The sequence below is a fragment of the Massilia brevitalea genome (assembly GCF_030711405.1).
Lineage (GTDB): Bacteria > Pseudomonadota > Gammaproteobacteria > Burkholderiales > Burkholderiaceae_D > Telluria > Telluria brevitalea.
Genome location: NZ_JAULSI010000008.1, coordinates 103480 through 117932, shown reverse-complemented (window position 1 = coordinate 117932; position 14453 = coordinate 103480). Strand labels below are relative to the sequence as shown.

The window sequence follows — 14453 nt, the reverse complement described above, 5'->3', positions numbered from 1 at the left end:
TCCCGGGCGTGTCTCGTGCGGTTCGGGGTAGCGCCTCAGCGCTGCCCCGGCCCCGCCGCCCCCTGGACCAGGGCGTCGTAGATCGCGCAGTGGCTGCGCGCCATCGCCGCCAGGCTGTGGTGGTTGATGACCTGGCCGCGCGCGCGGGCGCCGTGGCGCAGGCCCATGTCCGGAATCCGGCAATAGTCGGCGATCGCCGCCGCCATGATCTCGGGCGAGAGCGGCGGCACGAGGATGCCGGTGAGTCCCGGCTGGACCAGCTCGCGGTGGCCGCCGACGGCGGTCGCCACCACCGGCAAGCCGCTGGCCATCGCTTCCAGCAATGCCGTGCCCGGTCCGCCGGAAAGCGCCGGCAAGACCATCAAGTCCATCGAGCGCATCAGCTGGGCGGTGTCGGCGCGCTCGCCCGGCAGCCAGGCGCGGGCCCCGGCGCCGGCGCGCTTCAGGGTGGCCTGGCAGGCGGCGCGCAGGGGGCCGTCGCCGGCGATCAGCAGGCGCAGGCGCTGGTGCGCCGGATGGGGCGAGGCGATCAGGCGCAGGAAGGCATCGACCAGGGTGGCGTGCCCTCCGGCTTCGTCCATGCGGCCGACGCTGCCGATGACGAAAACCTCGTCGCGCATGAAGCCGGCCGGACCGACGGCGGTATGCGGGCCCAGGCGCGGGTGATAGTGCAGGCTGTCGACACCGGCCAATATCCGCGTCACGCGCGACGGCGCGGCGCCGATGGCCTCGATCAGCCAGCGTTCCTGCTCGGCGCCGGCGGCGATGTAGTGGTTCACCAGCGGGCAGCAGGCGCGCCGCAGCAGTTGCAGCCGCAGGCGCCGCGCCGCTTTCCGGCGCGCTGCGCCAAGCACGCCGGTGCGCGCTTCGGCGCCGGGCTGGCGGCGGCCGTCGCGCGGGTATTCGCCATGCACGCGCCAGCGCACCCCGGCCAGCGCCGCCACCAGCTGCCCGTCCAGGTTGCCCGCATTCCGGGTATGCAACAGGTCCGGCGCCAGCGCCCGCAGGGTGCGGTACAGCGCCAGGTAGAAGCCGGGACCGGCGCGCCGCGCCACGTCCACGACTTCGATCCCGCGTTCGCGCAGCTCGGCGTGAAAGGCGCTGTGCCCGCCGAGGCAGACCACGGCATGGCGATAGCGTCCGGCCGGCGCGTGGTCGATCAGTTCGAGCAGGCTGGGGGCTGCAGAGTCGAGCCGCTCGACCAGGTGGGCGACCAGCGGCAGGGCGGCGCTGTGCGCGATGGCGTCTGGCGGCCGGTTGCCCATGGCATGCTCAGCCGGCACTGGCCAGCGGCTGCGCATCCGATGAACAGCTGGTCGCCAGCAATGCCGGCAAGCCAGCCAGGCGCAGGTTCCAGTCGTGCTCGCGCAGCACCCGCGCCCGCGCCGCGCGTCCGACTGCGTTGGCCTCTGCGGCGCCGTCCCCCGTGCCGGATTCGCCCAGGATGGCGGCAATGCGCGCCTGGTATCCGGGCGCATCGGCCGCCGCCAGGGCTTCGGGCAGGCGCAGGCAGGCCAGGCCGGAAAGAGAACGCGGCAGGCCGAGCACGGGCTTTTGCATCGCCATCGCGGCCAGCACCGCCATGCCCGCCGCATGGCCGCCGGCGGGCGGCGCCAGCACCAGGGCGGCGTGGGCCAGCCAGGGCCGCAGGTCGAACGGTTCGCCGTGTCCGCCGACGATCGTCACGCCGGCTTGGCGCGCCAGCGCGCCCAGGGAGGGATGGCGGCGCGCATGCGCACTGGCGTCGACCAGGTACAGGAACAGGCTGGAATCGCCCGCGCGCAGCGGCGCGAACACTTCGCCGGCCAGCCAGTGCGCGGCGTCGGCCGCCGCGCCGCCCTGCAGCGGGCCGGCCAGCAGCAGCACACGTTCGCCAGGCCTGTAGGGCGAACGCTGCAGGATGTGCGGCGAATTATGCTCGGGATCGACGCCGCTGGGGAGCTGTTGCGCCTTGTGCGCCGATTCCGGCGCGAACAGCCGAAAGCGCGCGACGTCGGCGGCAGCAGCAAACAGCGCGTGGTCGCAGGCCGCGCCGGCGCCGCGCTCGATGGCCAGCAGGCGCTGCGCCAGGCGCCGCCCCAGCACGGCGCCAGGCCATGAGCGCACCGCGCCGCGGCGGCGCTCGCGGTCGGACTCGAGTTCGACGAAGTCCACCATGGGTACCAGCCTTGGGGGCAAAACGGCCAGGCAGGCGCCCATGCGCGCTCCGCATGCCAGCACGGCGCCGACCGGCCGCCGCGCGCACAGGCGCATGGACCAGGCCTGCAGCGCCGGGTCCATCCGCATGGCGCCGAGCCGCATCCGGCGACCAATGCCGGGCGGCGCCACGAAACGGGTTTCGTGGCACAGGGCCCGCACCCGGCTGAACTGGGCGCCGTCGCGCAGCGGGTCGGCGCTGCAGCCCAGGTGCACCCGGAAATGGCGCGCCAGGAAATGCAGCAGGTGATACCAGCGCAGGCTGACGGGATCGCCGTCGGGACGCGGCAGGCAGGGCGCGAGCACCAGCAGCTCGGCCCCGGCAGGGATGCCGGCAGGGGCGAAGCGCACGCTCATGCCCGCTCCCGTTGCACCACGGGCCGGTGAGCCAGGGACAGCAAGTGCGGCCGGGTCGATTCACGGCGTGAGGTGAGCAACATGTCGGATTCTCCAGTGAAGGGCCTGGTGGCGCGGCGCGCAGCCCTTGCCGTCTGTCGATTATATGGCTGCGAAAAGCGTGCATCTGGCTACCCTTTTTTCAATTGATACCTGTCAAAAAGGGCCTTCTCCTTGTCATCCGTGGGCGCAACGGCTGTCGGAATGCGCGCCATGCTTGTGGCAAATTTCTCTTGGGCTTGATCTATGTTCAGACAGAAAAGAATCACAGGAAAGTCAGGGAACTGGCTACGGCTGACCTTGTCTGACTGGCAGCTATCCCGTTTTCGCCAATAACGGCGGGACGCCACTCAGGAGGAAACAGCATGCTGGTCGATGACATGCCCATCGCAACATTTGCAACCATCCCATCCGCGGAACCGGCGTTGTCCGCCGCGCCACGCCCGCCCGGGCCAGGCCTTCCCGATCCGGAGCCAGGCCGTGCCCAGGTATTCAATGTCCGGTTGGCGAGCTCGGCCGGCCGGCAGGACGCCGCCGGAGTCCTGGTGCGCCGCATGTATGCCTGGCGCGGCTATGCGCTCGACCCGGCCGCGCGCCAGGACGGCGCTCGCGTCACCTTCTATGCCGAAACCGACGGCGAACTGGTGGGTACCATGAGCCTGGCGCTGGATGTGCACGGCCGCCTGCCGGCCGACGAGAACTTCGGCGACAGCCTGGCGCCGCTGCGCCTGGCCGGGCGGCGCCTGTGCGAACCTTCGCGCCTGGCCATCGACAAGGGCATGTCGAAGCGGGTCTTCGCCGCGCTGATCCATATTTCCTATTTATATGCGCACCGCTTGCGTGGCTTCAGCGACTACATCATCGAGGTCAACCCGCGCCACGTTGCCTTTTACCAACGCATGCTCGGCTTCGCAGTCTTCGGAGCCGAACGCGACTGTAGCCGGGTCGGCGCCCCGGCAGTGCTGCTGCGCCTGCCGCTGGACGTGATGGGCGAGCGCATCCGCCGCTGGAGCGGCAGCTTCGATGCCGCCGGCGCCGAGCGCTCCTTCTACCCGTATTTCTTCCCGCTGCGCGAAGAAGCCGGGATCAGCGCGCGCCTGGCTGCGCTGTGCCAGGGGGAGGACAGGACATGAGCGCCCTGAACGAACCGCAGGGGGCCGCCGATACCGCCGATGCCGGCGCCGCCCTGCGCGCGATGGAAGCCGTGGCCGGCGCGCCGCACCTGCTGGCCGACGACGCCACCCTGGACCGCTATGCGCGCAGCACGGCGGCGCGTCCGGTGCGGCCGCTGGCCGTAGTGCGCCCGGCCGGCGCCGGCGAGGTGGCGCAACTGGTCCGCATTGCCGCCGCCCACCGGCTCGCCGTGTATCCGCTCAGCACCGGCAAGAACTGGGGCTATGGCGACGCCTGCGCGGTCGGCGCCGGCCAGGTCATCCTCGATCTGTCGCGCATGAACCGCATCGTCCATGTCGACGCCGAACTGGCGTATGCCGTCATCGAACCCGGCGTGACCCAGCGCCAGCTGTCGGACTTCCTGCGCGACAACGGCTACCCGCTGTGGGCCGACTGTACCGGCGCTGGCCCGGATACCAGCTACGTCGGCAACATCATGGAGCGCGGCTTCGGCCATTCTCCTTACGGCAACCGGCTGCAGCACGTGGCCGGCATGCAGGTGGTGCTGGCCAGCGGCGAACTGCTCGACACCGGCTTCGGCCACTACCGCCAGGCGCGCGCCACCCATCTGTTCCCGTACGGCGTCGGGCCCTTCCTCGACGGCCTGTTCACGCAGTCGAACATGGGCATCGTCACGCGCCTGGGCATCTGGCTGATGCCCCAGGCCGCCTGCGTGAACCATTTCCTGTGCAGCGTGCCGGCCCATGGCGACATCGCCGCCGTGGTCGACGCCCTGCGTCCGCTGCGCCTGGACGGCACCTTGCGCAGCATCCTGCATATCGGGAACGACTTGCGGGTGCTGTCGGGCGGGCGGGTGTTTCCGCGCGGCGAGGGGGCGCCAGCGCCGGCTTCGCGGCTGGCGCCCGAGATGCGTACCCGGCTGTGCGCCGGCCTGGGCGCCTGGACGGTCTCCGGCGCCCTGTATGGCAGCAGGGCGCAAGTGGCGCTGGCGCGTGCGGCGGTGAAGCGCGCCTTGCGCGGCACCCGGGGCAAAGCGCGCTTCGTCAGCGAGCGTAGCTTGAAATGGGGGACACTGGCGGGCCGGCTGCTGGGCAACACCGGAGCCGGGCGGCGCCTGCGCACGAATGTGGCGCTGGGCGAATCGCTGTTCGAGATGAACCGGGGTATGCCGAACGGGCGCTTCCTGGCCGGCGCTTACTGGCGCCGGCGCGGCGGGCTGCCGGAAGGCTTTCCGGAAGGCGCCGATCCGGCACGCGACGGCTGCGGCCTGCTGTGGGTGTCGCCGGTGCTGCCGCTGCGCGGCGAAGACATGCTGGCGGTGTACGCCCTGGCCGAAGCCCAGTTCGAGCGCCACGGCTTCGATTTGTTCGCCACCTTCAGCATGATCAACGAGCGCACCCTGGGCGGCGTCCTGACCGTGGCCTACGACCGCGACGATCCCGAGGAAACGGCGCGCGCCCGGGCCTGCCACGACGCGGTGTTCGCGCAGATGCTCGAGGCCGGCTACATTCCCTACCGCGCCGGAAACCACTCGATGGCGGCGCTGGACCCGGATGGCGACAGTTACTGGCGCACGGTGGCGGCGCTGAAGGCGGCGCTCGATCCCCAGGGTATCCTGGCGCCCGGGAGGTACGAGCCGGGCTTGGCGGCGCGGCAGGGAACGCCCTGACGGCAAGCCTCGTCAGAAACCGGTCTTGCGCGCCGACAGGGTACGCATCACGCCACGGAAGTCGACCGTGTTCAGCGACACCGGCCGGCGCCAGATGCGGCCGACGTATTCCATCACGCGCTCGGCCTGCTGGAGGTCGAGCCCGCGCCCGTCGTGCTGGAAATCGTGGCGCAGCTCCAGGCTGCCGTCGGGCTTCAGCAGCGTGACCGCCACCGAGGGTGCGCCATTGTTGTACTTCGGCGCCAGGATCGCCTCGCGGATGGCGTGGATGTCGCGGTTGGCGATCCGTGTTTCGCCATCCGTGCGTGTCTCGTGCACGAACAAATCGAGTTCGCGCGCCAGGTCCGCGTCGAGGTAGTTGCGGACGAAGCCGAAATCGTCTTCCTCGCGCATGATGCGGCGCGCCGCGTCCAGGCCCTCGCGTTCGATGATGTGCTCCCACATCGCGAAGCCGAGGTGGTAGGGGTTCAGCGCCAGCGCCAGCTGCTGCCCGCCGGCATACGGGCGCACCACGTCCGAGTGCGACTTCAGCGCGGCCAGGTAGAGTTCGTGCGGCAGGAAGCCGGCTTCGCGCAGCAGGCGCGCATGCCAGTACGAGGCCCAGCCCTCGTTCATGATCTGGCAGGCGAAGATCGGGTGAAAGTAATAGGCCTCCTCGCGCACTGCCAGGAAGATGTCGCGTTCCCATTCCTCGAGTTCGGCGCCGTACTGGGCGATGAACCACAGCAGGTCGTGCTCGGGATGCGGCGGCAGGGGTGCGCGCTGGCGCCGCGTGTCGGGTGCGGGCGGCTCGCCCTCGCCCGGCAGGCGGGTGTAGCGGTCGCGGAAGGCGCGGTCCGGCGAACCGGAGGCCGGCGCCTTTAAATACTCCGGGTAGCGCAGCCGGTGCAGCGGCTGGCCGATGTCGATGTGGGCCTCGAGCGCCAGCGCTGCATCGAGCACGGCCTCGACCCGCTCCTGGCCATGCTCGGCCAGCGCCGCCTCCAGCCGGTGCGCGCGCGCCGCGCTCTGCTCCAGGATGTGGCCGCCGGCCATGCCCATGAAGCGCTGGAACAGCGCGTTGTTCCTGGCAAAGTCGGCATGCCCCAGCACGTGGGCCGTGACCAGGGTGTTCTCGGCCAGCGAATTATGTTCGAGCATGAAGGCGCGGCAGGGGTCGCCCGGGAACATCACCTCGAAGATGCGCGAATGCCCCATGTGCTGGCGCACCAGCTGGTGGATGTAGCGCACTCCGAACGACCAGTGGCGCATCCGCACCGGCAAGCCGTAGACCGCGATCTCCAGCATGAAGCGGTTCGGCACCATGTCGAAGTGCACGGGGTCGAATTCCAGGCCATGCTCGATCGCCAGCTGCTCGAGGCGGGCGGCGTAATCGGCCAGGCGGTCGCCGTGCAGGGCATCGCCGTGCAGGGCATCGCCGTGCAGGGGATCGCCGGACATGGGCTCATCGGGCAAGGGCGCACTCATGCCTGCACCTGCCGCGGGTTGGCCCGGTCCGCGCCGCGCGCCTCGATCGTCTCGCCAAAGAAACGGCGCAGGGTGCGCCAGACGTCGTCGGCATTCGACAGCATGCTGGCGCCGACCGCCAGGCCGCGCGCCTCGAGGTCGGTGAACAGGCGGCGCATCTCGGTATCGAGCGAACGGGTGACGCCGGGCAGGGTCTCGACGAAGCCCATGTAGTTGAGCATGCCGGCCAGTTCCTTCAGGCTGTGGTGAGTGGCGGCGCGGTCTTCGGTGAAGTTTTCGCCGTCGGAAGCGTAGAACAGGTAGAGGTTGGTCTGCCCGGCCAGCCGCTCGCGCCGGATGATGTCGAGCACCAGCCGGAAGCCGCTCGAGGCGATCGTGCCGCCGATGCCGCTCACCTGGAAGAAGTCGCCTTCGTTGAACTCCCAGGCCTGCGTGGTGTGGGCGACGAAGCGCGCCGCCACCTTGGAGTAGCGCCGGCGCAGGCCCTGCAGGGCAAAGAAGAAAAAGGACTTGGCCAGCTTGCGTTCGAGCTGGGTCATGCTGGCCGAGACGTCGATGACGAAGAAGATCAGCGCCGCCGTGGCGGGCCGTGGCCGGCTGACCAGCTGGCGAAAGCGCAGGTCCTCGTTCGTGAAGGGCAGCGGATCGTCCTGCACCGCGCGGCGCTTGATCGCTTCCTTCAGGGTGCGGCGCCGGTCCAGGCGCGAGCGCGCGCCGCGCCGGTCCCAGCCTTCGCGCACCAGTTCGGTGTCGGGAATGGCCGGGCTGGCCGCCGGCTTCAGGTCGGGCAGGTGCAGGTCTTCCCACAGCCAGTCCATGATCTCGTCGATCGAGAACTCGAGCAGCAGCGCCACTTCGCCGTCCTCGTTGCCGCCGCTGCCGTCGTCGCCGTCGTCATCGTCCTCGGCATGGCGCAGGATGTCGCCGGGTTCGCCGCGGCCCTGGCCGGCGCCGGTCTCGACCCGGCCTTCGGCCAGGCGGAAGCGCGCGTGTTCGAGCAGGCGCACCGGCACCTGCACGCTGCGCTGTTCCGGTCCGGTGATGAGGTCGGGGCCGGCGATCAGCTCGGGCAGGTGCTGGCGCACCGCTTCGCGCACCTTGTCGTTGTGGCGCAGCCAGTCGCGCGCCCCGCGCGAGAACAGCTCGTACCATTCGGTGCTGATGGTGAGCGCCACGGTCCGCTCCTCATTCCTGGGCCAGCAGCGTGGTGACGTAGTTCAGCGCTTCGCGCGCACTGTGCGCGTCGTAGCCGTACTCGTCGACCAGGCGTTTCTCGACGGCCGAGATCTTGGTGCGCACCTCGTCGTCGGGCCGCTTGCTCGAACTGACCAGGCGCAGCACATCGCGGCGCTGTTCGAACAGATACTGCTGGACCGCGTCGTTGAGCTGGATGTGGCTGTCGAGCCCGAACTTCGCCCCGCGCTTGTAGGCGCCCATGGCCTTGCGCACGACTTCCTGGCGGAAAGACTGCTTGCCCGACTCGGAAATGTGGATCTTTTCCTCGACCGCGCGCAGGAAACGCTCGTCGGGTCGCCGCTCCTCGTTGGTGATCGGGTCCTTGACGGTACGGTTGTCGAGCATGGCTTCCACCTCGTCGAGGTACTTGCTGAGCAGCTCGAGCGCTTCGCCCTCGAAGGAGACGAACAGCGCCTTGTGCACGTCCTGCTTCACCCAGCGGTTATAGAAGTCCTTGCGCGTCAGGACCAGGTAGTCGACCCACTTGCGCTTCTTGCGCGCCTCGATGCGGGCGTCGTTTTCGATGGCATCTTTCAGGGCCAGCAAGACGTCCATGGTCGACAGGCTCTTCTGGTTCGAACCGATGATGGCGTTCGACAGCGCGTTGATCACGAAGCGCGGCGAGACCCCGGCCAGGCCTTCGTCGGGCGCCTTTTCCTTTTCTTTGACACGGCGGATGTCGGCCCGGTTCACGCCATCGACTTCCTCGTCGGCATGGATGCGCACTTTCCTGACCAGCTCGGCCTCCTTGTCGTCGCCGTCCTGGATGCGCGACAGGATGGCGAACACGGCCGCCGCGTGCAGCACGTGCGGGTCGAGGTGGACGTCGCGGAAGGCCGGCGCCGCCGACGAGATCAGCTTGAGGTAGATGCGCGCTTCCTCGCGGTAGTTCAGGGTGTAGGGCACCTGGATGATCACCATGCGGTCGAGCAGGGCCTCGTTTTCGCTTTCCTGCAAAAACTTGCGAAATTCGGCGAGATTGGTGTGGGCCAGGATGGTCTCGTCGAGGTAGATCAGGGGAAAGCGCGCTACCTTGACGTTCTTTTCCTGGGTCAGCGTGAGCAGCAGGTAGAGGAACTCGCGCTTGACCTTCAGGATCTCGATCATTTCCAGCACGCCGCGGCTGGCCGCATACACGGCGCCGGACCAGGACCAGGCGTGCGGATCGCCTTCGTCGCCGTACTGCGCCACCTTCGACAAATCCACCGAGCCGACCAGGTCGGCCAGGTCAGCCGTGGTGGGGTCGTGCGGCGCATAGGTGCCGATGCCGCTGCGGCCGGCTTCGGAGACGAACACGCGCTCCACCGGCATGCGCATGAAGTCGCCGTCGAACTGATCTTCCAGCCGGGCCCGGCAATGCGGGCAGATGTCGCCGGTGATGTCGATGCCGTAGGTGTTGCGGCAGGCGGCGCGCATGGTGTGCGGCACCAGGTGCAGCGGCGACTCGCGCACCGGGCAGCCGGCAATCGCATACAGGGCGCCGTCGTCGGTGCGGCTGTACTCTTCCAGGCCGCGCTTGAGCAGGATGACCAGGGTCGACTTGCCCCCGGAAGGCGGACCGAGCAGGAGCAGCAGGCGCCGGCCGACTTCCGAACCGGCCGCCGCCGCCTTGAAATAGTCGACCACCCGCGCCAGGGCTTCGTCGATGCCGAACAGGTCGTCGGCAAAAAGGCTGCAGCGCAAGGTTCCGCCAGCATCGTCGAGGCAGGTGGCGCGCATCATGTCCCAGATGTACTGGTGCGAACTGCGCGCGACACGTTCTGGCGCGGCGGGCAGGATGGTGGCCAGGAAGTCGCCGAAGGTGCCGGCCCAGTGCCCGGCACGGTGCTGGCGGGCGAACAGGTCCAGGCTGTGTAGGAAGCCGTCGCGTCCGCCGGCATGCGCTGGGTCCTGCGCGGAGTCCTGCACCGAATCCTGCATGGCGTCCTGCATACCACACGCGTTGTCGCCCGGCTGCGTCACGTTTCCTCCGTCGGCTGAGGTGGATGCGGCCCGGCCGGCCGCGCGAAGCCACAGTATCGGTGCGCGCGGGGGGAGGTGGCTGAGGCGTATCAATGTGCGCGACCGAACCTCGCGGGCCCTGGCAGGCCTAATAACAAGGCACGGATGAGGAGATCGGCGGCGCATTGGGATGCCCATGCCGGGACCGCGCCGGCGCTCGTCTTGCGTTCGCCGCCGCACCGATGACGCCGGCGGGCACAGGCTAGGATGGTGCTTCAGACAACTTAGAAGGGTATGCCATGTCCACAACGAACGCTTCCGTCCAGGCCGCTGCACTGGCGGACAAGATTCGCTCGATGCGCTTTGCCATGTTTACGACCGTCGACGAACACGGCCACCTGATCAGCCATCCGATGACCAACCAGGATACCGACGCCGAGGGCGGGCTCTGGTTCTACACATCGATCCATACGCCGCTGTGGCAGAACATCGCGATGCAGCCCGAGGTCAACGTCAGCTTCGCCCAGCCCGACGACAGCCTGTACGTGTCGATCAGCGGCACCGCCGAGCGCGTGGTCGACCGCGAGCGCATCCGTGCGCTGTGGAACCCGATGGTCCAGGCCTGGTTCCCGCACGGCCCCGACGACGAGCACGTGGTGCTGGTGCGCGTGGCGCCGCACAGCGCCGAGTACTGGGATTCGAACGACAGCAAGATGGTGCGCCTGTTCCAGATGGCCAAGGCGGCCGTGACCGGCACCACGCCGGATGTCGATCCCGGCGAGCACGGCACCATCAGGCTGGATAACTGAAGCCGGCGCCGGACACGCCGCGCCGGCAGCCGGCTAGCGGTTCGTCGCGCCGGCCGGTGGCGCCAGATCGTCGGACGACTGGTTGGCGCCGCTTTCCGGCGAGCCGATCCCGGTGCCCGTACCGCCGGCCTGGGCGGAGCGGGTATCGAGGGCGCCACGGGCGCCGCTGTGCATGCTGGTCTCGCCGGGCTCGGCTGGGTTCGGCGGCACGCCGGGCGCGATGCCGGGTGCCGCTGCGGGCGCCACTGCGGGCGCCGCTGTAGACACGCCCCCCGGCTGCGGCGCGGCCTCAGCCTGCTGGCCATCCACCGCAGGCTCCTCGCCGTTGCCCTGGCTTGCGGTCAATTGCTCGCCGCCGCTACCGCCGGTTTCCTGCTGCGTCTCATGGCTCGGCGTCGCCCCCTCCTGGCCACTGGTCACACCACCCACGCCAATGGCGGCGCTGTCCGCAGTACCATCCTGGCCCGGCCCATTCGTCGTTCCTGCATTCATCTTCGTCCTCCGCATCCTGGTTGCATGATGGCCGATTATGCCAAGCGCAGCGGGAGGCGCCATCGGCATCCCGGCGGCGCATCTGTAGGACAGGACCCAAGCGTCAGCGGTAGCGCTTGTAGACGCCCGTCGTTCCATCCTTTTTCACCAGCAGCACCTCGTACGGATCGCTGTGCGCGCCTTCCATGCCTGGCGAACCCATCGGCATGCCCGGCACCGCCAGGCCGGCCGCCTGCGGGCGGGTGGCCAGCATGCGCTTGATGTCGGACGCCGGCACATGTCCCTCAATGGCGTAAGCTTGCACTTTGGCGCTATGGCAGGAGCCATGCTCGTCGGCGATGCCGAACTTCGCGCGGTAGTCGCCCGGATTCGCCACATCCTGGGCCTTGACGCTGAATCCGTTCGCTTCCAGATGCTTGATCCACTGCTTGCAGCAGCCGCAGGTAGCGGTCTTGTAGACCTCGACAACGGGCTGGGCAGCCGATGCCGCGAGCGGCTGGGCCAACAGGAGCGGCAGCAGGAATGACAGGGCGGTTCGGGACGGCATGGGGTTCTCCAGTTGGAACGGAAAGCGGCATCCTACACCAGGGCTCCGGCAAGCCGCCATGCCCGCATTCGTAGTATCTTTACGGAAACGTATCCAACGCGGCGCAGTGCTCACCTGGAGATCCCAGCATGACCTCGCATCCTCCCGCCGGCGGCCCGGCCGCCACCGGCATCTTCCAAGAATCAAGCATCCCGGAAACCACCCCGGCGGCACCAATCGACGCCATCGTCATCGGCGCCGGCTTCGGCGGCATCTGCATGGGCCGCGCCCTGCTGCGTGCCGGGGTCGAACGTTTCCTCATTCTCGAGCGGACCGACGACATCGGCGGCGTCTGGCGCGACAACCGCTATCCCGGCGCTGCCTGCGACGTGCCGTCGCACCTGTATTCGTTCTCCTTCGCACCGAACCCGGACTGGCCGCGCACCTTTGCCACCCAGGCCGAAATCCTGGCCTATTTGCGCGACTGCAGCGTCGGTTTCGGCCTGGCGCCACATCTGCGGCTCAAGCGACAGGTCAGCCGCGCCCGCTACGATGAAGCCAGCGCCACCTGGGAAGTGATGCTCGAGGACGGGGCCAGCCTGCACACCCGCATGCTGGTCAGCGCCATCGGCCTGCTGGGCCGACCGGCGCTGCCGCAGATCGACGGCATGCACAGCTTTGCCGGGGCCGCCTTCCACTCGTCGCGCTGGAACCATGCCGTGCCGCTGGCCGGCAAGCGGGTGGCGGTGATCGGCACCGGGGCCTCGGCCACCCAGTTCATCCCGTCCCTTGCCGGCCAGGTGAGGGAGCTGGTGGTGTTCCAGCGCTCGCCGGCCTGGCTCAAGCCGCGCGGCGACCGCGCCTACCCGGACTGGCGCAGGCGCCTGTTCCGGCATCTGCCGCTGGCGATGGGCCTGCACCGCGCCCTGATCTACGCAAAATACGAGTCGCGCGCGCTGGCCTTTACCCGCTTCAAGGGCATGATGGAATGGGCTGTCGGCCAGCCGTTCCGGCGCATGCTGGCGCGCGACGTGGCCGACCCGGTGCTGCGGGCGCGCCTCACACCAGGCTATCCGATCGGCTGCAAGCGGGTCCTGCTCTCGGACGACTACCTGGCCAGCCTGGCCCATCCGGAGGTGCGCCTGGTCACCGAGCCGATCCGCCGCATCGTTCCGCGCCGCGTGGAAACGGCTTCGGCCACGGTCGAGGTCGAGCCGGCGGTGCACCGGCGCTTCAACACCCGGCTGCAGCGGCATCTCGCCAGGACGGTCTGGAACGGCTGCCACAGCTGGTACCTCGACCGCCATGGCCGCAACACCACCAACTGGCCCGGCTTCAGTTTCACTTACCGCTGGCTGGCGCGGCATGCGAGCCTGTCTGCCTACCGCTTTGCCTCGCCCGTGGCCGCCGCGCCCTTGCTCACCGAATCCGGCAGCCTGCGCATTGCCGCGCCGCCCGGCCTGGCCGAACGCCTGCAGGCCGGCTTCCAGCGCCTGTTCCTGCGTACCTGCTTCCGGCCGTTGATCGGTCCGCCCGCCGGCCCGCGCCTGCAACGGGCCCTGGTCGCCTGCCTCGCGCCGCTGATGCCGGGCGTAGGCGGGGTCCGGCGGGTGCGCCGCACGCTGGGTGGCGTGCCCGCCGAGGCCGTCATCCCGAAGGCGCCGGCGCATGGGCAAGGCCCCAGCGGCGCCATCCTCTACCTGCACGGCGGCGCCTTTTGCCTCGGCAATCCCGCCTCCCACCGCAGCATCACCACGCGCCTGGCAAGCGACGCAGGCATCACCGTGTGGGCGCCGGACTACCGCCTGGCGCCCGAACACCCTTGTCCCGCGGCGCTCGACGACGCGCTGGCCTGCTACCAGGGCTTGCTCGACAGCGGCATTCCCGCGCACCGGATCGTGCTGGCCGGCGATTCGGCCGGCGGCGGGCTGGCGCTGGCGCTGGCCCTGAGCCTGCGCGACAAGGGACTGGCCTTGCCGGCCGGGCTGGCGCTGGTCTCCCCATTGACCGATCCGTCCCTGTCCAGCCCCTCGGTGACGGCCAACGCCCGCATCGACCCCATGGTGCGCCGTTCCTGGGTAGCGCAGGGCGTCGCCTGGTACGCTTGCCCGCTGGACGCCTGCGTCCATGCGCCGCTGAGCATGAACCTGGCAGGCCTGCCGCCGATACTGGTCCAGGTCGGGGAGCAGGAAATCCTGCGCGACGATGCCTTCCGCCTGGCTGCGCATGCGCGTGCATGCGGCGTACCATGCCAGCTGGAGGAATACGCGGGACGCTGGCATGTATTCCACTTGCAGGCCTTTTACCTGCGTTCGGCCGCGCACGCGATCGGGCGCCTGGCGGCCTTTGCCCGCGTCCGCGTGGCCGAGACGCAGGTCAAGTAATAAAGGGAAATCGATGGCCTTTTCCATTGCCGCTGGCGCCGTCCTGCTGCTGCACCTCGCCTTCGTGCTCTTCGTCGTGTTCGGCGCGCTGTTCCTGTACGGCTGGATAGTCCTGCGCCCGCTATGGCACAAGCGCGGTCGCACGTGAACCCAAGGTAACGTGCGGATGCTCGACGGGCAGGGTGCTATGCTCGTCCGCAGTG

The 14453-nt window shown here is 69.4% G+C and carries 12 protein-coding genes; 5 read left to right on the top strand and 7 right to left on the bottom strand.

Features of this window, described 5'->3' with window-relative positions; all coding sequences use genetic code 11:
• Nucleotides 1-35: 35 nt before the first annotated feature.
• Nucleotides 36-1265, bottom strand: coding sequence for a glycosyltransferase (locus tag QWL29_RS06980; RefSeq protein ID WP_305822161.1), 1230 nt, complete (start codon nt 1263-1265; stop codon nt 36-38).
• A gap of 7 nt (nt 1266-1272) precedes the next feature.
• Nucleotides 1273-2553, bottom strand: coding sequence for a glycosyltransferase family protein (locus QWL29_RS06975; RefSeq protein ID WP_305822160.1), 1281 nt, complete (start codon nt 2551-2553; stop codon nt 1273-1275).
• Nucleotides 2554-2957: 404 nt separating this feature from the next.
• On the opposite strand from QWL29_RS06975, the gene QWL29_RS06970 reads away from it, so the two are divergent.
• Together QWL29_RS06970 and QWL29_RS06965 are read left to right on the top strand one after the other, a co-directional pair.
• Nucleotides 2958-3725 (top strand): N-acyl amino acid synthase FeeM domain-containing protein, encoded by a 768-nt coding sequence (locus QWL29_RS06970; RefSeq protein WP_305822159.1) that lies wholly within the window; start codon nt 2958-2960, stop codon nt 3723-3725.
• Nucleotides 3722-5395, top strand: a complete 1674-nt coding sequence (locus QWL29_RS06965; RefSeq protein WP_305822158.1) for an FAD-binding oxidoreductase — start codon at nt 3722-3724, stop codon at nt 5393-5395. Before QWL29_RS06970 ends, QWL29_RS06965 begins: the two co-directional genes overlap by 4 nt.
• 12 nt (nt 5396-5407) lie before the next feature.
• On the opposite strand, the gene QWL29_RS06960 is transcribed toward QWL29_RS06965, so the two are convergent.
• Genes QWL29_RS06960 through QWL29_RS06950 form a run of 3 tightly spaced genes read right to left on the bottom strand, consistent with a single transcriptional unit; the run spans nt 5408 to nt 10060 of the window.
• Nucleotides 5408-6835, bottom strand: a complete 1428-nt coding sequence (locus QWL29_RS06960) for a SpoVR family protein (RefSeq protein WP_305822157.1) — start codon at nt 6833-6835, stop codon at nt 5408-5410.
• A gap of 23 nt (nt 6836-6858) precedes the next feature.
• Nucleotides 6859-8037 (bottom strand): DUF444 family protein, encoded by a 1179-nt coding sequence (locus QWL29_RS06955; RefSeq protein ID WP_305822156.1) that lies wholly within the window; start codon nt 8035-8037, stop codon nt 6859-6861.
• Nucleotides 8038-8047: 10 nt separating this feature from the next.
• Complete coding sequence (locus tag QWL29_RS06950; RefSeq protein WP_305822155.1) at nt 8048-10060, bottom strand: serine protein kinase; 2013 nt, start codon at nt 10058-10060, stop codon at nt 8048-8050.
• 278 nt (nt 10061-10338) lie between these two features.
• Between QWL29_RS06950 and QWL29_RS06945 the strand changes: the two genes are divergently transcribed.
• Nucleotides 10339-10848: a pyridoxamine 5'-phosphate oxidase family protein gene (locus QWL29_RS06945; RefSeq protein WP_305822154.1), complete on the top strand. Its 510-nt coding sequence runs from the start codon at nt 10339-10341 to the stop codon at nt 10846-10848.
• A 33-nt stretch (nt 10849-10881) separates the two neighbouring features.
• Here QWL29_RS06945 and QWL29_RS06940 read toward each other — a convergent pair whose 3' ends face one another.
• Nucleotides 10882-11340 (bottom strand): hypothetical protein, encoded by a 459-nt coding sequence (locus QWL29_RS06940; RefSeq protein ID WP_305822153.1) that lies wholly within the window; start codon nt 11338-11340, stop codon nt 10882-10884.
• Nucleotides 11341-11443: 103 nt separating this feature from the next.
• Nucleotides 11444-11887, bottom strand: coding sequence for a DUF411 domain-containing protein (locus tag QWL29_RS06935; RefSeq protein ID WP_305822152.1), 444 nt, complete (start codon nt 11885-11887; stop codon nt 11444-11446).
• 128 nt (nt 11888-12015) lie between these two features.
• Between QWL29_RS06935 and QWL29_RS06930 the strand changes: the two genes are divergently transcribed.
• Both QWL29_RS06930 and QWL29_RS06925 read left to right on the top strand, forming a co-directional pair.
• Nucleotides 12016-14250, top strand: a complete 2235-nt coding sequence (locus tag QWL29_RS06930; protein ID WP_305822151.1) for a flavin-containing monooxygenase — start codon at nt 12016-12018, stop codon at nt 14248-14250.
• 13 nt (nt 14251-14263) lie between these two features.
• Nucleotides 14264-14398, top strand: coding sequence for a hypothetical protein (locus QWL29_RS06925; protein WP_305822150.1), 135 nt, complete (start codon nt 14264-14266; stop codon nt 14396-14398).
• The last annotated feature ends 55 nt before the right edge of the window (nt 14399-14453 follow it).